The following is a 19,643-nucleotide window of genomic DNA, read 5'->3' on the forward strand; positions in this document are numbered from 1 at the left end:
TACACAATGAAACTCAACTGCGACATGGGCGAGAGCTTCGGCACCTGGACCAAGGGCATGGATGCCGAAGTCATGCCCTACATTGATATGGCCAGTATTGCCTGCGGGTTTCACGCATCCGACCCGCTGACCATGGATCACACGGTCAAGCTGGCTCTGGCCCAGAACGTGACCATTGGCGCCCACCCGGGCTACCCGGACCTGCTGGGGTTTGGCCGTCGGGACATGGACTGCCGCCCGGACGAGCTCAAGGCTATCCTGGTTTACCAGATGGCGGCGCTCAACGGCATCTGCCAGGTACATGGCACTTCCATCTCCTACGTGAAGCCCCACGGCGCCCTGTATAACCGGATGATGGTCGATAACACCACCTTGTCCGTGGTTATGTCCGCTGTTCGCTCCTACGCACCAAAGTGCCCCCTGGTGGTCATGGCAACGCCGGACTGGCAACAGGTCAAGGATCGCGCGGACGAATATGGCATCGAGGTCTGGTTCGAGGCGTTCTCTGATCGCGCCTACAGCGACGAGGGCAGACTGGTAAAACGGTCGGTTCGTGGTGCCGTCCACGAGACAACCGAAGCCATTGAGGCGCAGGTCACCCAGATTATCCGCGAAGGAACGGTCACCTCGATCTCGGGCAAACATATTCCGATCAAGGCCGATACCATCTGTATTCACGGCGACAGCTACCATGCCGTCGACGCTGCACGGCATATGCGACAGGTCGTGGAAGCGCTATGAGGATCGAGTCGGTCAACGAAAACACCTGCATGGTGTATTTTGGCGACCAGATCGGTGCGGAATCCGCAGGCCTGGTCAAGCGGGCCACAGACCGGCTGCGGCGCGACATGTCCGACCTCATTGTTGACCTGGTTCCCTCATACACCTCAATTCTGGTGACCTGGGATCTGGAACAGGCTGACCGGTTTGCCATCGTTCGCAGAGTACGCGCAGCGATCGACTCCGAGGATGATGGTTCCACCGAGGGCGACTCTGCCCGCATCGTCGAGCTGCCCGTCTACTATGATCGCGAAGTGGGTCTGGACCTGGAGGATGTCTGCGAGCATGCCGGCCTGTCCCGGGACGAGGTCGTTCGCATTCACAGTGAACAGCTTTATCAGGTCTACGCCATCGGCTTCGCTCCGGGGTTTGCCTACCTGGGAAGTACCGACGAACGGATTGCCATTCCGCGGAAATCCACGCCCCGACTGAAAGTCCCTACCGGCAGCGTCGGTATCGCAGGCACCCAAACCGCAATCTACCCGAGCTGCACACCGGGTGGCTGGCAAATCATTGGCCGCACGCCGCAGAAAATGGTGGATTGGGACAGCGACTCTCTGGCCCTGGTACAGGTCGGCGATCAGGTGCGCTTTCGCGCCATAAGCCGGGACGAATTCCTGGAGCTGGGAGGCAACCTCGATGAGCTTTGAAGTCCTCGAACCCGGAATGCTGGCCCTTGTTCAGGATGCCGGCCGCCACGGCTACCAGCATATGGGCGTGACCACCGGCGGCCCCATGGACGAGTTTGCATTTTTCTGGGCGAACCGCCTGCTGGGCAATGATCTCGATGCCCCACAGATCGAAATCACCTTTGGCAGGTTCAGCCTGAAGGCGAACCATGAGGCCTGCATTGCCATTACCGGCGGCGATCTGGGCGCCCGTATCAACGATCAGGCCATTGCGCCCTGGCGCACCCATCACATCAATAAGGGCGACAGACTGGACTTCACCACGCCTGTGAGCGGCTTGCGGGCCTACCTGGCGGTCAGCGGCGGATTCAAGCCAGCCATGAAGCTTGGCAGTTGCGCCACCGTGGCACGCGAGGGCCTGGGCGGCCTGGATGGCAAAGGCGCGAAACTGGCCAAGGGCGATACGCTGGAGTTTGAGAAAAACGCATCGTTTGTTGAAGCTTTTCTTCCCGAGCCGGAAGTCCCCGATTATCAACAACACCTGCGCCTGGGGGTTATTCCCGGCTATCAGTATCGGAGCTTCTCTATAGTTCAGCGGGAGAAGTTTTTCTCGTGCGATTACGAAATCAGCCAGAATATTGATCGCATGGGCTATCGCCTGAAGGGCGATGCGATTCATTCGGATCTGGACGGGATTATTTCGGAAGGGATTGCCTACGGAGCTATTCAGGTGCCCAAAGATGGCCAGCCAATCGTTCTGATGAAAGACCGGCAAACCATCGGCGGCTACCCGAAAATCGGCTGCCTGAGCGCGCTGGATGCAGGCCTTCTGGCCCAGCGTGGGCCGGGATCATCGGTGAGCTTCTTCCTCTCGGACGTTGCCGAGGCCGAAGGCCGCCGAATGCTGTTTAACCAGAGACTGAAAACAGGCGCGCCCGGCGTCAGGTAGACCTGACGCCGGGCGCGTTTTGCACCGATTGTCGCCGCTTATTCCGAGGCGGCAATCAAACTGGCGTTACCGCCCGCGGCCGTTGTGTCGACACATAGGTGGCGTTCGATCACAAATCGCTGATCCAGCGTGTGCTCAGTGATCAGCGGTAGCAAGGCACCATCACGCTTGGCCAGTGCCTCGCGATAGGCTTTCAGCAGGGGCTGATCGCCACAGCTGACTACCGCCTCGAAGCCATCGATGGTTGCCAGTGCTTCCGGCTCCAACAGACCCTCGGCGCCAACAATCGGCAGCCCGGCCTTATTCGCTTGATCGACCACATCCTGGGTGCCCGGTGCAATCGCCACCACCTTGTTGCCCTGTGACAACGCGGTACCCGCCTGCTCCAGAGCGGTTTCCTTGTCCGGTCCCAGACACAGCACCACGCCACGGGCATGGTTGGACAGGCGGTTGGTCTCACCCGTTGGCCCGGGTAGCGCTTCCACGTGAGCGTCCAGTGGCTCCGGAACATTGCCAAAGATGGGCCGGATTGCGTCCATACGAGCTTCAGGCCTGGACGTCTTCAGTTTGTCCAGCTGCCCGATGAGCTTCTGCAACTGCTTGGCATCCACCTTCCTGGCGTTCGAATCCGCCTCGCGCTCGACCGTTTCACCTTTCAGGAAACGACGGACGTACTGCGGACCACCGGCCTTTGGACCGGTGCCAGACAGGCCTTCACCACCGAATGGCTGGGAGCCCACGATGGCACCGATCTGGTTGCGGTTCACATAGGTGTTACCCACCTTGATCCGGCTGGTAATACGCTCGACGCGGCGATCAACACGGCTGTGGATGCCAAACGTCAGGCCGTAGCCCTTGGCGTTGATGTCGTCCACCACCTTGTCGATGTTCTTCGCCTCGAACGTGGCCACGTGCAGGACTGGCCCGAAGATTTCTTCTTCCAGCTCCTCAATACCACTGACGCTGAGAACTGCCGGCGAAACGAACAGGCCTTTCTCGGGGACTGTCATTTTCTTCAGCAACTTGCCGTTGCGCTCGAACTTCTCGCAGTGGTCCACGATCTTCTTGCGGGCGTTCTCGTCGATCACCGGGCCCACATCCGTGGACAGCAGCCAGGGATCGCCGATGCCGAGCTCTTCCATTGCACCGTAGAGCATTTCCAGAAGGCCATCGGCAATGTCTCTCTGCACATAGAGCATACGCAGGGCGGAACACCGCTGACCGGCACTCTGGAACGAAGACGCCAGCACGTCACGGACAACCTGCTCCGGCAATGCCGTGGAGTCCACGATCATCGCGTTCAGGCCGCCGGTCTCTGCCACCAGCGGCGCGTCCGGCGCCATGTTCTCGGTCATGACCTTGTTAATGCGCTGGGCAGTAGCGGTAGAACCGGTAAAGCACACGCCGCTCACCCGCGAATCGGAGGTCAGGGCTGCACCCACGGTTGCGCCGGTACCCGGGACCAACTGGATGGCATCCTTCGGGATACCCGCCTGATGCATCAGTTCCACGGCGCGAATAGCCAGCAGGGATGTCTGCTCAGCCGGCTTCGCCACCACGGTGTTACCTGCCGCGAGGTTGGCCAGAATCTGCCCGGTGAAGATCGCCAGCGGGAAGTTCCAGGGCGAAATACAACACATCACGCCGCGGGCATCGCCGCTGTCTTTATAGCGGATGGCCTCGTTGGCGTAGTACTGTGAGAAATCGACCGCTTCACGGATCTCAGCAACCGCATCCAGCAGGGATTTGCCCGCTTCACGGGTAGTGAGCGCGAACAACTCGGCGTAGTTCTCCTCGTACAGGTCGCCCACCTTGCGAACGCAGGCAGCACGCTCTTCAGCCGATTTGGCGGACCAGCTCTCGAACGCGGCCGCCGCTGAGGTAATCGCGGTGTCTACATCAGCATCGGAGGCCTGGGTGACGTGGCCAACCAGATCATCCGGATCGGCCGGGTTACGTACCACCTGGATTTCGGTACCGGCCACCTCACCCGCAATCAGCGGACCACCTTTCCAGCGATAGTCTTTGTAGGCTCCGCGACCTTTCTCGATCTCGTTAACCGTGACCGGATCGGTAATATCCCAGCCTTTGGAGTTGCGACGCTGATCGCCAAACAGCTTGAACGGGTGCACGATCGCCTTGCTGGAAATGTTATTGCCCATCTCCTCAACGCTGACAATCGGATCCTTGGCAATCTCTTCCGGTGTGATGCGCTTGTCCACAATCTGGTTCACGAAGGAGCTGTTGGCACCGTTCTCCAACAAACGACGCACCAGGTACGCCAGAAGATCCTTGTGCGGGCCAACCGGCGCATAAATGCGACAGGGCACACCACTGACCTTCAGAACCTCATTGTGCAGGGATTCGCCCATGCCGTGGAGGCGCTGGAATTCGTAGTTGTCCACACCCTTGGTCTTGGCCATTTCGAGAATGGCAGATACCGAATGCGCGTTGTGGGTGGCGAACTGTGGGTAAATCCGGTTCGTCATGTTCAACAGCTTGGTGGCGCAGGACAGGAAAGAGACGTCACTGCAGGCCTTGCGGGTAAACACGGGGAACCCGTTCAGACCCATAACCTGGGCACGCTTGATTTCAGCATCCCAATAGGCGCCTTTCACCAGACGCACCATGAACTTGCGGTCGTACTTCTCCGCCAGCCCGTAGAGCCAGTCGAGTACGAAAGAGGAGCGCTTGCCATACGCCTGAACAACCACGCCAAAGCCATCCCAGCCTGCAAGCTCGGGATCCGCCACCAGCTCCTCAATCACATCCAGAGACAGATCCAGACGATCCTGCTCCTCGGCATCGATATTGAAGCCCATATTCGCAGCCGCGGCCTTTTTGACCAGTTCGCGGGCCCGGGGCAGCAACTCGTTCATGACCCGCTCTTTGTTGCCGTACTCGTAACGGGCCAGCAGGGCGGAGAGCTTGACCGAGATGCCGGGGTTCTTGCGGACATCGCCCTTGCTCGCCTTGGCAATGCTGTCGATGGCGTTGGAGTAGGAGTCGTAATAACGCTTGGCGTCATCATCGGTGCGGGCAGCTTCGCCCAGCATGTCGTAGGAATAGGTGTAACCCTTGGCCATGTATTCCTTGGCCTCATCCTGGGCTTCATCGATATCGCGACCCAGAACGAACTGTCGCCCCATCTCTTTCATCGCCTGACCGGCCACAGTACGGATAACCGGCTCGCCGAAGCGCTTGAGCAGCTTGCGCAGGGTTTCACCCACGGTGTTGCGCTCGGAATCCTTGAGCAGGTTGCTGGTCATCAGCAGGGCAACGGTGGCGGTGTTGATCAGCCCAGAGGACGCCTTGCCCACGTGGGTGCCCCAGGCACCGGAGGTGATCTTGTCTTCGATCAGCTCGTGGATGGTGGTGTTGTCAGGCACGCGCAACAGCGCCTCGGCCAGACACATCAGGGCAACGCCTTCCTTGGTCGTCAGGCCATACTCCGCCAGGAATTTTTCCATGATGGTGGACTTGGCATTCTTGCGAACGCTGCGTACCAGTTCAGCCGCACGAGCCGAAATGGCGTCGCGCTCGGCCTGGGACAACTGGGCACCAGCAATCATCTCGTGGATAACCTTGTGCTCGTCAGCGAGATAATAATCACGAATCGCCTGCCGGCTATCGACAAGCTCGGGCGTCTGTGATTGCTGCGGTCTCATAGTTGTACCCTCTTAGTTGTTTGTCTCTCCGGCATTTTACCGAGATCGACAAAGACTATTTCGCTATAAATTCAAGGCAAGCGCGCCATTACGTCTTTAATACATCACAAAAAATTAATATTTTTCTCCAAAAAACGTGATTTTCGGTCACTTTGCCTGTCGTAGTCCTGCTATGCGGCTTTCAATGCCAGCTCTCTGAGCACTCCATGAGCCACCGAGAAAACGGCACAATCCACATCATTGGCGGCCTGCATGTCGTTCAGCATCCGCTCCCAGCGGGCGAGTAACATCCGCTTGTTCCCCCGCCACGCCTCAATCCGCTGCTCAGGCGTTCCGTCGCCATCAACGGGCTCGGAAAACACGCTGAGCGTGAGATTCCGTAACTGATGATCCAGCTCGTCCCTGAAATGAATGGTCGCCAACACCTGCCAGTGGCCATTTGCCCGGAAGGCCCGCATTTGCCGGTCCAACCAGGTCAGGTTCAGGCTTTCACCGAGCGTGAAATACACCCAGGCCACCGAATCCAGCTTTTCGTCCAGCTGACGGGCGATCTCGACCATGTCCATCAGCCAGTAACGGCTTTCCGCGGAAGCGCACCAGGCGGAAAGATCTTCCGGAACCATCCGCTCACAGTATTCAGCATAGCGTTCATACCAGCGACTTGCAGGAATCACCGATTCAAGTCGGCTTTTTGAAGCCAGCACATCCGCCATGGGAGCCCGGTAATGGTCGATACAGGAAACCGGGTCCAGCGCCTGCCGGCGGTTCTGCAAGAGCCAGCTGGTGCTTCGGGTCACCAACCGGATGGCATCGGCGAACAGGTCTGCCTGAACGCCGGCGTCAATTTTTCCATCCAGTGATTCCATACTCTCCCAATGGGCGTCTACGTCATGTATTCGCAGGGAGATCAGGTAGGCCGAGGCAATCCGTCCAGCATCAGCCCCGGTAGCGCTGCGTATCCGGTCAAACCAGGTGATCCCCATGCGATTTACCATGTCGTTGGCAATCTGGGTGGCCGAGATTTCTGCACGCAGGGGATGGGCCCCCACCGCTTCCGGGAAGGCGGCCAGCAGAGAGGCCGGGAAAGCCGAGTGCAGCGCAGAATTGAATCGCGGGTCATGGACGATCGGTGATGCGACCAGGGCCTGCTTGAGTTCAATTTTTGCGTAGGAAACCAGTACCGCCAGTTCAGGGCGTGTCAGGCCGCCGCCGTGCTCACGGCGAGCCTGCAATTCTTCATCCGACGGAAGAAATTCGAGACTGCGGTCCAGTTTGCCTTCTGTCTCCAGCCTGCGCATCAGCCGTTCGTACTGGTCTGCGGTGGCAACTGCGGGGTTCTGGGCAAGACTCAGCGCCATCGCCTGTCGGTAATTGTTGCGCAGCACCAGTTCGGCCACCTCAGACGTCATGGCCCTGAGCATCCGGTTTCGCTCCGGAAGCGACATCAGCTGTCGGTGCACCAGGTCATTCAGCAGAATCTTGATGTTCACCTCATGGTCCGAGCAGTCGACGCCACCGGCGTTATCGATAAAATCACTGTTCACGGAGCCGCCACGACGGGCGAAGTCGATGCGGGCCTTCTGGGTAACACCCAGGTTCCCGCCTTCTCCCAATGCCTTGCATTGCAGTTCGTTACTGTCGATTCGAAGCGCATCGTTGGTTTTGTCGCCCACATCCTCATGGGACTCTGAAGGCGCCTTCACATAGGTCCCGATACCACCGTTCCAGAGCATGTCTACCGGCGCTTTCAACAAAGCGCTGATCAGATCCGCAGGCGACAGGCTGCGTGCCTTGATGCCCAACACCTTGCGCATCTGCGACGACACAGGAATAGACTTCATGGACCGGGAGAAAACACCGCCCCCGTCGCTGATCAGCTGGGTATCGTAATCGGCCCAGGATGAGCCGGACAGTTTGAAAAGCCGCTCTCGCTCGCGAAACGAGGCCGCAGCATCCGGATCCGGGTCGACAAAAATATGCTGGTGATTGAATGCACCGATAAGTCGAATTCGGTCGGATAGGAGCATGCCGTTGCCGAATACATCGCCACCCATATCGCCAATACCGACCACGGTGAACTCATCGCTCTGGGTATCGGTGCCTTTTTCCAGGAAGTGCCGTTTCACCGACTCCCAGGCGCCCCGGGCGGTGATACCCATTTTCTTGTGGTCGTAGCCCTCACTGCCCCCGGAGGCAAAGGCATCGCCCAGCCAGAAGTTGTACTCTGCCGCCAGTGCGTTGGCGATATCGGAAAACGTGGCTGTGCCCTTGTCGGCGGCAACCACCAGGTAGGTATCATCGCCGTCATATCGAACCACGTTTTTCGGAGGCACCACCTGGCCGTCATCCAGGTTATCCGTGATATCCAGAAGCCCCCGTATAAAGGTCTGATAGCAGGCAACACCTTCCTCCCGCATAGCCTCCCTTGAACCGTCCCGTGGCGGTTGCTTCACCACGAAACCGCCCTTGGCGCCTGCGGGCACGATCACCGAGTTCTTGACCTGCTGGGCTTTCACCAGCCCAAGGATCTCCGTGCGGTAATCCTCAATCCGGTCAGACCAACGAAGCCCGCCCCTGGCCACCGGCCCGGCGCGAAGGTGCACGCCTTCAATCCGGGGCGAGTAGACGAAAATCTCGAACTTCGGCCTCGGACGCGGAATGTCGGGAATGGACGACGGATCCAGTTTCAGTGACAGGTAAGACGGAAACCCGCCATCCTCCCGGGCCTGAAAATAGTTGGTTCTGAGAGTTGCCCGGATGAGCACAAAGAAGCGCCGGAGAATGCGGTCGTCGTCCAGGCTTGCCACAGCCTCGAGGGCGTCCCGGAGCTCGGCGTCAAGCCGCTCCGCCTTCCCCTTACGCCCTTTTATGTTGGGCTCGAAACGGCTGAAGAAGAATGCAACGAGCCGCGAGGTAATATCCGGATGACGAGCCAGTGTTTCTGCGATGAAGGGCTGACTGAAACCGAATCGAATCTGCTTGATATAACGGGCATAGGCCCTGATCAGCGCCACTTCACGCCAGTCCAGACCGCACAGCATGATCAACTGGTTGAAGTCGTCATTTTCAGCGAAGCCGTTCCAGATTTCGCGAAACGCAGACTGGATCAGCGGGCGGACCGTATCCAGGTCGGCATCCCGGCAGCGGTCGTGGAGCTCCACGGTAAAATCACTGACGCCAAAGTTTTCGCCGTCGCGGCGCCGGACCCGATAGGGATGCTCACCGAGCACCCGCATGCCCAGATTCTCCAGAATAGGGATCACATCCGAGAGAACAACGGGCTGGCCCTGACTATAGAGTTTAAAGTGGAATCCGGTTTCGGCAGGATCCCGCGGCTGGTAGAAGCGCATGGGCACATCGGTGCTCACCGCGATGGACTGGATCTGCTCTATATCGGCGAGGGCTTCGGATACCGAAAATCTTGCCCGATAGGCCGAGGGGAACCCGCCGCTGAACACCTGGGCATAGCGCCCGCCAATGGAGTCGCCGAAACTCCGGACCAGCTCGCCATGCAGGTCATCGTCCCAGGATCGGGATTCCTCCACCATCCGGGCCACGATTTCCCGGAGTTCGAGGGAGTCGTCGTTGTCTGGCGCCTGATCCTGGAGGACATCGGCAAGCTGTTCCAGCAAGGTTTGTTTTTGTAATACGCGGGAATCGGTCATCGAAACTCTCCGGACTTGGTAAACGTTCAAACTGGGCTGATGCTAATAACAGTATACGCAAGCCCCGAAAGTCACTTAGACCATATAGTTTCGAATTAGAGGAGTTTCGATTATATTTGCAAGGTGATTTAGCCGTTAATCCAGCCTGGAATCGACAACATGGCCGATTTGGATCGAATAGACCAATCCATTATTCGCGAGCTACAGAAGAACTCCCGAATCACGGTAACCGAGCTTGCGTCCCGGGTGGGCCTTTCCAAAACTCCGTGCCAAGTGCGGATGCGCCGGCTTGAGGAGCACGGTTATATCACCGGTTATACGGCCCTGGTTAACCAGACCAAACTTGGTCTCAGCCACATTGCTTTCGCCCAGGTCACCCTGAACGACACCAGCAGCGGCGCCCTGACCGCCTTTAACAAAGCGGTTCAGAGCGTCTCGGCGGTGGAGCAGTGCCACATGATTGCCGGCAACTTCGACTACCTGTTAAAAGTCCGAACCCGCAACATGCAGGAATACCGGCAGGTTCTTGGGGAGGAAATCTCGGCTCTGCCCCACGTGCTGCAAACCAGCACGTTTGTGGTTATGGAGAACGTCAAGGACGCCGGGCTCTGAGAGCAACCTCCCCTTAGCCGGCGCCAAACCATCTATTCGGACTGCTCGTACTTGGGCTTGTAACCGCTGGCGTCCACCCGGGGCCGATCCGTCTCGGCTTCTGACAGTGGCTGGACCTCCTCGAGGCTTGCCAGAGAACGAAGCGTGAGTCGCTGGTACTCTTCTGTACCCTTTCTCTTCCAGGCGATTTCCTTGTCGCTCAGCATGCGCATAACCTTGGCCGGCGAGCCAACAATCAGCGATCCCGGCTCACAGGTAAACTTTGCCTTAACAAACGCGCAGGCACCAACAATGGAGCGGGGTGCAATGTGCGCCTCATCCATCACCACCGCATTCATGCCCACCATGGCATCTTCTCCGACAACGCAGCCGTGCAGGATTGCGCCATGGCCGACGTGTCCGTTTTTCTCGACAACCGTATCCATCCCGGGAAAGGCATGCATGACACACGTGTCCTGAACATTCGACCCCTGTTTCAGAATGATCCGCCCGAAATCTGCACGCAGCGAAGCCGCAGGCCCCACGTAGCAATCCGGTCCGATCCAGACATCCCCAATGAGAACGGCGGTTGGATGCACATAGGCGGACGGATGAACAACAGGAACAACGCCTTCTATACTGTAGCTGGGCATAACGGTCTCCTTCGCGGACGGGCCTGGCAGCGCTCCGCCAAACGACAGGCTGAACGTGGGACCCGAAAAGTCATTGTGATTCATTTTCTGTATCACATTATCCTTTTCCGGGAGATTTTTCATACCTTGGCGCCTGTTTTGAGACGAGAATCGACCGCTGCAATGGCTCAAACCTGAGAGCGCTGATGAATTTTTACTGGATATTCAGCAATATAGACAAAGCAGTCGATTACCTCCGACCAAAGTGATACAGAACCAAGCCAGCACAATCCTTGACGAGTATCAATTCTAAGATATACTCATTTTCCACATTCGATAGCAGTGTGCCGATTTAACACACCTTTCGCGCTATCCCCCCTACAACAAACAACAGGACATACCGCCATGACTCAGCCGAGCATTCTTCTTGAAATCGATCAGGGCGTGGCTCTGCTTACCCTGAACCGTCCGGACAACCTGAACAGTTTCAACGTTGAAATGCATGAGCGTATGCGCGATGCCATCAGCACCGTGCGCAAGGATGAGTCTGTCCGTGTACTGGTCATCACCGGCTCCGGCCGGGGTTTTTGTGCGGGGCAGGATCTTTCCGACCGCAGCGTCTCACCAGATCAGGAAATGCCGGACTTGGGCGCCTCTCTGGAGAACTATTACAACCCGCTGATGCGGAGCCTCCGGGATCTGCCGATGCCCGTGCTCTGTGCGGTTAACGGGGTGGCCGCTGGCGCCGGCGCCAACATTGCCCTGGCCTGCGACATAACCCTGGCAGCCCGTTCTGCGAATTTCGTTCAGGCCTTCTGCAAACTGGGGCTGGTACCTGATTCCGGCGGCACCTGGACTCTGCCCCGGGTAGCGGGCATGGCCAGAGCCAAAGGCATGGCACTTCTGGGCGACAAGATCAGCGCCGAGCAGGCCGAGAACTGGGGCATGATCTGGCGTTGCGTTGATAACGAGCAACTCATGGAAGAGACCATGAAACTTGCCCGCCATTTCGCGACCCAACCGACCAAGGGCCTTGCACTGATCAAGCGGGCACTGCACGCCAGCGCCAGCAACACCTTTGAAGAGCAGATCAATCTGGAGCGCGATCTGCAGCGCATGGCGGGACAGACCGAAGACTACCGTGAGGGCGTTGCCGCCTTCATGGAAAAACGCACGCCGAACTTCAAGGGGAAATAAGCCATGCCGGCACTGGATACTCAAACCAAAGTCGCCGTCGTCGGCGCCGGAGCCATGGGCTCCGGCATTGCCCAGGTGGCCGCCCAGGCAGGCCACCAGGTTTACCTGCACGACCAGAGAGAGGGAGCGGCTGAGGCAGGCCGTGACGGTATTGCCAAACAACTTCAGCGTCGTGTCGACAAGGGCAAGATGCAGCAACAGGAACTGGACGATGTTATCGGCCGGATTCACCCGGTCGCGAACCTGGATGATGTTGCCGATGCCGGGCTGGTGATCGAGGCCATCATCGAGGATCTCCAGATCAAACGTCAGCTGCTGGCGAGCCTTGAAGACCTGTGTACCGCCGATACGATCCTCGCCACCAACACCTCCTCCATCTCTGTTACCGCCCTCGGTGCTGACATGAGCAAACCGGAGCGTCTGGTGGGCATGCACTTCTTCAACCCGGCACCGCTGATGGCGCTGGTCGAAGTGGTCATGGGGCTGGCGACCAGCAAGACCGTTGCCGATACCGTCCATGCCACGGCCACCGCCTGGGGCAAGAAGCCGGTGTATGCAACGTCGACTCCGGGCTTCATCGTGAACCGCGTGGCCCGTCCGTTTTACGCGGAGAGCCTTCGCCTCCTTCAGGAGCAGGCCACCGATGCCGCCACCCTGGATGCGATTATCCGCGAAGCTGGCCAGTTCCGCATGGGCGCATTCGAGCTGACCGACCTGATCGGACACGACGTCAATTATGCGGTTACCAGCTCTGTCTTTAATTCCTATTATCAGGACCCCCGCTTTCTACCGTCGCTGATCCAGAAAGAACTGGTGGAAGCCGGTCGCCTGGGACGCAAGAGCGGCCAGGGGTTCTATCCCTATGGCGAGAGTGCGGAAAAGCCGCAGCCAAAGACCGAGCCGGCACATCAATCCGATGAGTCCGTGGTCATTGCCGAAGGCAATCCCGGCGTAGCCGCACCGTTGCTGGAGCGACTGAAGGCAGCCGGCCTGACCATTATCGAGCGCGACGGCCCGGGCCAGATTCGCTTCGGCGATGCGGTACTGGCACTTACCGACGGCCGGATGGCTACCGAGCGTGCCGCCTGTGAGGGCCTCGCCAATCTGGTGCTGTTTGACCTTGCCTTTGACTACAGCAAAGCAAGCCGGCTTGCCCTGGCGCCTGCCGATCAGGCGTCCGACGCAGCGGTTTCCTGTGCCTGTGCTTTACTGCAAAAAGCGGGTATCGAAGTCAGCCTGATCGCGGACCGGCCGGGGCTGGTCATCATGCGTACCGTCGCCATGCTGGCGAATGAAGCGGCCGATGCGGCTCTTCACGGTGTTGCAACGGTCGCGGATATCGATCTGGCAATGAAAGCGGGCCTGAACTATCCCGACGGCCCCCTGAGCTGGAGCGACCGCCTGGGCGCGGGCCACGTGTTCAAGGTGCTCACCAACATCCAGACCAGCTACGCAGAGGACCGCTATCGCCCTGCCCTGCTGCTCCGGAAGAACGCATTTGCACAGAAGGGGTTTTATTCATGAGCGAGATGGATCCGCAAGTACTCGCCGAAGAATGCGCCAAGGCCATGTTCGCGCGGGACCGCGCCAGCCAGAAACTGGGCATGAACATCGAGTCCGTTGCCCCGGGCAAGGCAGTGCTCACCATGACGGTCACCTGCGACATGATCCAGGGCCACGGCTCCTGCCACGGCGGTTACCTGTTCACCCTGGCCGATTCGGCGTTTGCGTTTGCCTGTAACAGCTACGACCGCGCCACCGTGGCCTCCGGTTGCAGCATTGATTACATGTACGGCGCCAAAGAGGGCGACCAGCTGACCGCCACCGCCGAAGAACAGGCCCGCGGCGGCCGCACCGGCGTTTACGACATCACACTCACTAACCAGGACGGCCGCAAGGTTGCCCTGTTCCGGGGCCGCTCCTACGAGGTTCGTGGCACCGTTCGCAACTCGGAGGAAACTGCATGAGCACCGACAACACCTTGAAAGACGCTTACATCGTCGATGCCATTCGCACCCCCATCGGTCGTTATGGCGGCGCTCTCTCCGCAGTGCGTGCAGACGACCTGGGCGCCATCCCCATCAAGGCGCTGACCGAGCGTCATCCCGACCTGGACTGGTCGAAAGTTGACGACGTTCTCTACGGCTGTGCCAACCAGGCCGGCGAAGACAACCGCGACGTTGCCCGCATGTCCCTTCTGCTGGCAGGCCTGCCGGTAGACGTGCCAGGCAGCACCATCAACCGCCTGTGCGGTTCCGGCATGGATGCAGTGGGCAGCGCCGCCCGGGCCATCCGTACTGGCGAAACCCAGCTGATGATTGCCGGCGGCGTCGAATCCATGTCTCGGGCTCCCTTCGTTATGGGCAAGGCCGAGTCCGCGTTCAGCCGCAAGGCGGAGATTTTTGACACCACCATCGGCTGGCGTTTTGTAAACCCGGTCCTGAAAAAGCAATACGGCATCGATTCCATGCCCGAAACCGCCGAGAACGTGGCGGCCGATTTCGGCATTTCGCGGGAAGATCAGGACGCCTTTGCCCTGCGCAGCCAGCAGCGCACAGCGGCCGCCCAAAAGGATGGCCGATTCGCTACGGAGATCACACCGGTCACGATTCCCCGTCGCAAGCAAGACCCACTGGTGGTGGATACTGATGAGCACCCCCGGGAAACCAGCCTTGAAAAGCTGGCCTCGCTGCCGACCCCGTTCCGTGAAAACGGCACAGTCACCGCCGGTAACGCGTCCGGCGTGAACGACGGCGCCTGCGCACTGCTGCTGGCCGGAGCCGATGCTCTCAAGCAATACAACCTTAAACCCCGCGCTCGAATCGTTGCCATGTCAACGGCCGGCGTGGAGCCCCGGATCATGGGCTTTGGCCCGGCTCCCGCCACCCGCAAGGTTCTGGCCACGGCCGGCCTGGAACTGGCGGATATGGATGTGATCGAGCTGAACGAGGCGTTTGCCGCCCAGGCCCTGGCAGTTACCCGGGACCTCGGCCTGCCGGATGATGCCGAGCACGTGAACCCGAACGGTGGCGCCATTGCCCTGGGCCACCCCCTGGGCATGAGCGGAGCCCGGCTGGTAACCACCGCCCTTAACGAACTGGAACGTCGCCACGCTGCAGGCCAGAGAGCGCGCTATGCCCTCTGCACCATGTGCATCGGCGTTGGTCAGGGTATCGCCCTGATCATTGAGCGCACGGATACGGTGGCCTGAGGCCACCGCGGAAAACAGAACAAAGACCCTTGGCAGACAAGAACAACGCAGGACAGAACCATGACCTTACCACTACAAAAACTTGGCAAACTTGACCGCATGGAAACCGCCAGCATTGATGAGCTGCGCCATGAACAACTGCAGCGCCTGCGCTGGAGCGTTGTCCATGCCTACACCAACGTGCCCTTTTACCGTAAAGCGTTTGATGACCTCGGTCTGAAACCCATGGACATCAACTCGCTGGAAGACCTGGCCAAGGTGCCATTTACCACCAAGGCAGACCTGCGCGATAACTACCCGTTTGGCATGTTTGCCACGCCCATGTCGGATGTGGTTCGGGTGCACGCTTCCAGTGGCACCACCGGCAAGCCAACCGTGGTTGGTTACACCCAGAGCGACATCAACACCTGGGCCGACATTGTGGCGCGCTCCATCCGGGCCGGTGGCGGCTCCCGCGGTGACAAGGTACATGTGGCTTACGGTTATGGCCTGTTCACCGGTGGCCTTGGTGCCCACTATGGCGCCGAGCGTCTGGGCTGCACCGTTATTCCGATGTCTGGCGGGCAGACCGAGAAGCAGGTCCAGCTGATCAAGGATTTTGAGCCGGACATCATCATGGTCACACCGTCCTACATGCTGAACATCGCCGACGAGATGGAACGGCAGGGCATCGATCCCCACAAGCTGCCGCTGCGCCTGGGCATCTTCGGCGCGGAGCCCTGGACCAACGCCATGCGTTCCGAGATCGAAGAGCGCCTTGGCATCGAGGCACTGGATATCTACGGCCTATCGGAAGTCATGGGCCCGGGCGTGGGCATGGAATGTATTGAAACCAAAGACGGCCCGACCATCTGGGAGGATCACTTCTATCCGGAAATCATCAACCCGGAAACCGGTGAAGTGCTGCCTGATGGTGAATACGGTGAGCTGGTCTTCACGTCATTGACCAAGGTGGCCCTGCCGATTCTGCGTTACCGCACCCGAGACCTCACCCGCCTGCTTCCGGGTACAGCGCGCCCGATGCGCCGGATTGACAAAATTACCGGCCGCAGCGACGACATGCTGATCATTCGCGGCGTCAACGTGTTCCCGAGCCAGATCGAGGAGCAGGTGCTCAAGTGCGAGGCTCTGGCACCGCACTACGAGATCGAGGTTTACAAGGAAGGCAACCTGGACTGCGTGGATATCCGGACCGAACTGAAACCCGGCGTAACCGACACCCCCGAGAGTCGTGCTGCGGCGGCCAAGGAACTGGCGCACCACATCAAGTCCTACATCGGCATCAGCACCCGTGTCGAGGTGGTGGAAACCAACCGTCTGGCACGCTCGGAAGGCAAGGCCAAGCGCGTATTTGATCGCCGTAACCAGTAAATCCGACCGACCAGCAGAGAGTCAGCACGCAGCGGATGCCGCTGACTCTCGCTGCTTTTCCCACCACCAGGCCCCGCAATCACCGATTTAAAATTGCTTTCCGTTTGCTGATCTCAATAGCATTTGCTCACGTATCACTTTTTTTATTATGCAAATCAGCACTATAAGATCTCATAAGGAAGCTTTTAGATATAACATGACACACAAAGACTGTTCTTGATATTTATTCAGTATCATATAATATGGAGTCATTGACCCTCAGTTGTTATTGAGGGTTCTCTGTTCACGGACAACAGAACAACAAGCCCGATCCGGAGGTATTTGTTTATGTACGCCCAGCTCGTTGAAACCGGCGCCAAGCGCCTTAAGACCAAAGAAGAGATGTCGCCCGAAGAGCGCGACTTTCAGGAAAAGGTCGACGCCGAAACCAAAATCGAACCCAAAAACTGGATGCCGGAAGGCTACCGGAAGACCCTGATTCGCCAGATTTCCCAGCACGCCCACTCTGAAGTGGTCGGCATGCTGCCGGAAGGCAACTGGGTTACCCGCGCGCCTACGCTCAAGCGTAAGCTCCAGCTGATGGCCAAGATTCAGGACGAAGCGGGCCACGGCCTGTACCTGTATAGCGCCATGGAAACCCTGGGTGCTGACCGTGACGAAGAGATCGAAAAGCTGCACCAGGGAAAAGCCAAGTATTCCAGCATCTTCAACTACCCGACCCTGAACTGGGCGGACATGGGTGCTGTTGGCTGGCTGGTAGACGGCGCCGCCATTGTTAACCAGGTGGTGCTGCAGCGTACCTCCTATGGTCCCTATTCCCGCGCCATGATCCGCATCTGCAAGGAAGAAAGCTTCCACCAGCGTCAGGGTTACCAGATCCTGCTGGACATGATGCGCGAAGGCACCGAGGAACAGAAAGCCATGGTGCAGGACGCCATTAACCGTCTGTGGTGGCCGGCACTGATGATGTTCGGACCGCATGACGACGAGTCCCCGAACTCCCAACAGTCCATGGCCTGGAAGATCAAGCGCAAGAGCAACGACGAACTGCGCCAGATGTTTATTGACCAGACCGTGCCGCAGCTCGAATTCCTTGGCTGCACTGCACCGGATCCGGACCTGAAGTGGAACGAAGAAACCGGCCATTACGATTTCGGCGAAATCAACTGGCAGGAATTCTACGACGTCCTCAAGGGCAACGGTCCCTGCAACCGCGAGCGCATCAAAACTCGCAAGAACGCTATTGACGAAGGTGCCTGGGTCCGTGAAGCGGCCGTCGCCTACGCCGAAAAACAAAAACAGCGCGCACAAGCCGCCTGATACCGGAGGAATACAACATGTCTGAATGGCGCCTTTACGAAGTCTTTGTACGGTCCAAGCACGGCCTGAACCACAAACACGTGGGCAGCGTGCATGCCGCAGACGCCGAGATGGCCATGGAAAACGCCCGTGATCTTTATACACGCCGTAACGAAGGCGTAAGCATCTGGGTGGTTCCCTCCGACGCGATCACGGCGTCCGCGTCCGACGAGAAGGAAGTACTTTTCGATCCGTCGGAAGACAAGGTTTACCGGCACGCTTCCTTCTACAAGCTGCCCGATGAAGTCGGACACATGTAAGGAGCGGTACCCATGACACAAACAGAAGCATTAAAGGAATACCTGCTGCGCCTGGCAGATTCCGACATGATCCTCGGCCAGCGCCTTTGCGAGCTGTGTGGCAAGGCCCCGGCGCTTGAGGAAGAGATGGCACTGATGAACGTTGCCCTCGACCTCGTCGGCCAGGCTCGCAACTGGTACGAGTATGCAGCCGAGCTGATCGACGATGGCCGCGATGCTGACAAGCTGGCCTTCCGCCGGGACGCTCACGAGTATCGCAACCTGCTGATGACCGAGCAGCCCAACGAGGACTACGCCGTCACCATGGGTCGTCAGTTCTTCTTCGACGTGTACCACTACTTCACGCTCAAGAGCCTCACCGAATCCAGCGACGAGCGCATTGCCGGCATCGCCGCCAAGGCGCTGAAAGAGGTGACCTACCACCTGCGCCGCTCCTCGGAGTGGGTGAAGCGTTTTGGTGATGGCACTGAAGAAAGCCACCGCCGCATGCAGGACGCCGTCGACATCCTCTGGCGTTTTACCGGCGAGCTTATTACGCCGGACGACACCGATCGTGTGATGGCCGAGGCGGGCATTGGCCCGGATACTGACCAGCTGGCCAAAGACTGGCGCGGCATGGTCAACGAGGTGCTCACCCAGGCAACTCTGACTCCTGGCGCGGAAGACGCCTGGATGTACATGGGTGGCAAGCACGGCGAGCACACCGAACACCTCGGTTTCATCCTGGCAGAAATGCAGTTCCTGCAGAGGGCCTATCCCGATGCCACAACATGGTGATTCGGACAGCCGGTCAGCTGTCGACATTCTGATTGCCAGTGATCGGGTGCCGGCCAACGCCCGCCCCGATCTGCTGACAGAGGACGACATCTGGGCACTTCTTGAAGAGGTCAAAGACCCTGAAGTGCCGGCAGTCAGTGTCGTGGAGCTCGGCATTGTCCGGGCGGTTCACTGGGACGGTAAAGAACTGTCCATTGACGTGACCCCGACCTACTCCGGGTGCCCGGCAACCGAACTGATTGAGGAGCTGATCGCCGAGGCGCTGCGCGCCGCTGGCTTCCGCGATCCGAAAATCAAACAGGTTCTGACCCCTGCCTGGACCACCGACTGGATCACAGACGAAGGCAAAGAAAAGCTTCGGGCGTTCGGTATCGCGCCACCCGAGGGCAGCTCCAGCAAAATGAGCCTGCTCGGAGAACCGGAGGTCATTGCCTGCCCTCATTGCGGCAGCAAAGACACCGAACGGGTCAGCGAGTTCGGATCCACCGCCTGCAAAGCCCTTTATCGTTGCAAGGAATGCCTCGAGCCCTTCGACTATTTCAAATGCATCTAGA

16 protein-coding genes are annotated in these 19,643 nt (G+C 58.8%); 13 read left to right on the plus strand and 3 right to left on the minus strand.

Going from position 1 to position 19,643, the window contains the following annotated elements:
- Positions 1-6 precede the first annotated feature (6 nt).
- The 3 genes from AC13E3_RS23080 to AC13E3_RS23090 are packed head-to-tail and all read left to right on the plus strand — an operon-like array spanning position 7 to position 2,358.
- Positions 7-741, plus strand: a complete 735-nt coding sequence (locus AC13E3_RS23080; RefSeq protein ID WP_053112789.1) for a 5-oxoprolinase subunit PxpA — start codon at positions 7-9, stop codon at positions 739-741.
- The gene (pxpB, locus tag AC13E3_RS23085) at positions 738-1,430 is read left to right on the plus strand and encodes a 5-oxoprolinase subunit PxpB (RefSeq protein ID WP_008173822.1); all 693 of its coding nucleotides are present in this window, start codon (positions 738-740) and stop codon (positions 1,428-1,430) included. Before AC13E3_RS23080 ends, pxpB begins: the two co-directional genes overlap by 4 nt.
- Positions 1,420-2,358, plus strand: a complete 939-nt coding sequence (locus tag AC13E3_RS23090) for a 5-oxoprolinase subunit C family protein (protein ID WP_008173820.1) — start codon at positions 1,420-1,422, stop codon at positions 2,356-2,358. The genes pxpB and AC13E3_RS23090 overlap by 11 nt, the downstream gene beginning before the upstream one ends.
- 38 nt (positions 2,359-2,396) lie before the next feature.
- On the opposite strand, the gene putA is transcribed toward AC13E3_RS23090, so the two are convergent.
- Positions 2,397-6,026 carry a bifunctional proline dehydrogenase/L-glutamate gamma-semialdehyde dehydrogenase PutA gene (putA, locus tag AC13E3_RS23095; protein WP_482902607.1) on the minus strand — a complete coding sequence of 1,210 codons (3,630 nt, stop codon included), beginning with the start codon at positions 6,024-6,026 and terminating at the stop codon, positions 2,397-2,399.
- Positions 6,027-6,196: 170 nt separating this feature from the next.
- Positions 6,197-9,691 carry an NAD-glutamate dehydrogenase gene (locus AC13E3_RS23100; RefSeq protein WP_482902608.1) on the minus strand — a complete coding sequence of 1,165 codons (3,495 nt, stop codon included), beginning with the start codon at positions 9,689-9,691 and terminating at the stop codon, positions 6,197-6,199.
- A gap of 159 nt (positions 9,692-9,850) precedes the next feature.
- Between AC13E3_RS23100 and AC13E3_RS23105 the strand changes: the two genes are divergently transcribed.
- The gene (locus AC13E3_RS23105; protein WP_273045466.1) at positions 9,851-10,303 is read left to right on the plus strand and encodes an Lrp/AsnC ligand binding domain-containing protein; all 453 of its coding nucleotides are present in this window, start codon (positions 9,851-9,853) and stop codon (positions 10,301-10,303) included.
- Positions 10,304-10,335: 32 nt separating this feature from the next.
- Here the strand turns inward: AC13E3_RS23105 and paaY are convergent, their stop codons facing one another.
- Positions 10,336-10,935: a phenylacetic acid degradation protein PaaY gene (paaY, locus tag AC13E3_RS23110; protein WP_008173812.1), complete on the minus strand. Its 600-nt coding sequence runs from the start codon at positions 10,933-10,935 to the stop codon at positions 10,336-10,338.
- 384 nt (positions 10,936-11,319) lie between these two features.
- Here paaY and paaG point away from each other — a divergent pair, with 384 nt between their 5' ends.
- The 9 genes from paaG to paaD all read left to right on the plus strand — a co-directional run bounded on the left by paaG (position 11,320) and on the right by paaD (position 19,642).
- Positions 11,320-12,111: a 2-(1,2-epoxy-1,2-dihydrophenyl)acetyl-CoA isomerase PaaG gene (paaG, locus tag AC13E3_RS23115; protein WP_008173811.1), complete on the plus strand. Its 792-nt coding sequence runs from the start codon at positions 11,320-11,322 to the stop codon at positions 12,109-12,111.
- A 3-nt stretch (positions 12,112-12,114) separates the two neighbouring features.
- Positions 12,115-13,635: a 3-hydroxyacyl-CoA dehydrogenase PaaH gene (gene paaH, locus AC13E3_RS23120; protein ID WP_482902609.1), complete on the plus strand. Its 1,521-nt coding sequence runs from the start codon at positions 12,115-12,117 to the stop codon at positions 13,633-13,635.
- Positions 13,632-14,078: a hydroxyphenylacetyl-CoA thioesterase PaaI gene (paaI, locus tag AC13E3_RS23125; protein WP_482902610.1), complete on the plus strand. Its 447-nt coding sequence runs from the start codon at positions 13,632-13,634 to the stop codon at positions 14,076-14,078. Before paaH ends, paaI begins: the two co-directional genes overlap by 4 nt.
- Positions 14,075-15,322, plus strand: coding sequence for a 3-oxoadipyl-CoA thiolase (gene pcaF, locus AC13E3_RS23130; RefSeq protein WP_176443055.1), 1,248 nt, complete (start codon positions 14,075-14,077; stop codon positions 15,320-15,322). The genes paaI and pcaF overlap by 4 nt, the downstream gene beginning before the upstream one ends.
- Positions 15,323-15,382: 60 nt before the next feature.
- Positions 15,383-16,693: a phenylacetate--CoA ligase PaaK gene (gene paaK, locus AC13E3_RS23135; protein ID WP_008173803.1), complete on the plus strand. Its 1,311-nt coding sequence runs from the start codon at positions 15,383-15,385 to the stop codon at positions 16,691-16,693.
- 327 nt (positions 16,694-17,020) lie between these two features.
- Entirely contained in the window at positions 17,021-18,013 is a 993-nt protein-coding gene (gene paaA, locus AC13E3_RS23140; protein WP_008173802.1) for a 1,2-phenylacetyl-CoA epoxidase subunit PaaA, read from the plus strand.
- 17 nt (positions 18,014-18,030) lie between these two features.
- Positions 18,031-18,312: a 1,2-phenylacetyl-CoA epoxidase subunit PaaB gene (gene paaB / locus AC13E3_RS23145; protein ID WP_014577967.1), complete on the plus strand. Its 282-nt coding sequence runs from the start codon at positions 18,031-18,033 to the stop codon at positions 18,310-18,312.
- A 12-nt stretch (positions 18,313-18,324) separates the two neighbouring features.
- Positions 18,325-19,089, plus strand: coding sequence for a 1,2-phenylacetyl-CoA epoxidase subunit PaaC (paaC, locus tag AC13E3_RS23150; protein ID WP_008173798.1), 765 nt, complete (start codon positions 18,325-18,327; stop codon positions 19,087-19,089).
- A complete protein-coding gene (paaD, locus tag AC13E3_RS23155) occupies positions 19,073-19,642 on the plus strand; it encodes a 1,2-phenylacetyl-CoA epoxidase subunit PaaD (RefSeq protein ID WP_008173796.1) in 570 nt (189 codons plus the stop codon). Before paaC ends, paaD begins: the two co-directional genes overlap by 17 nt.
- Position 19,643 lies beyond the last annotated feature (1 nt).

It is taken from the genome of Marinobacter sp. L-80 (genome assembly GCF_056859395.1).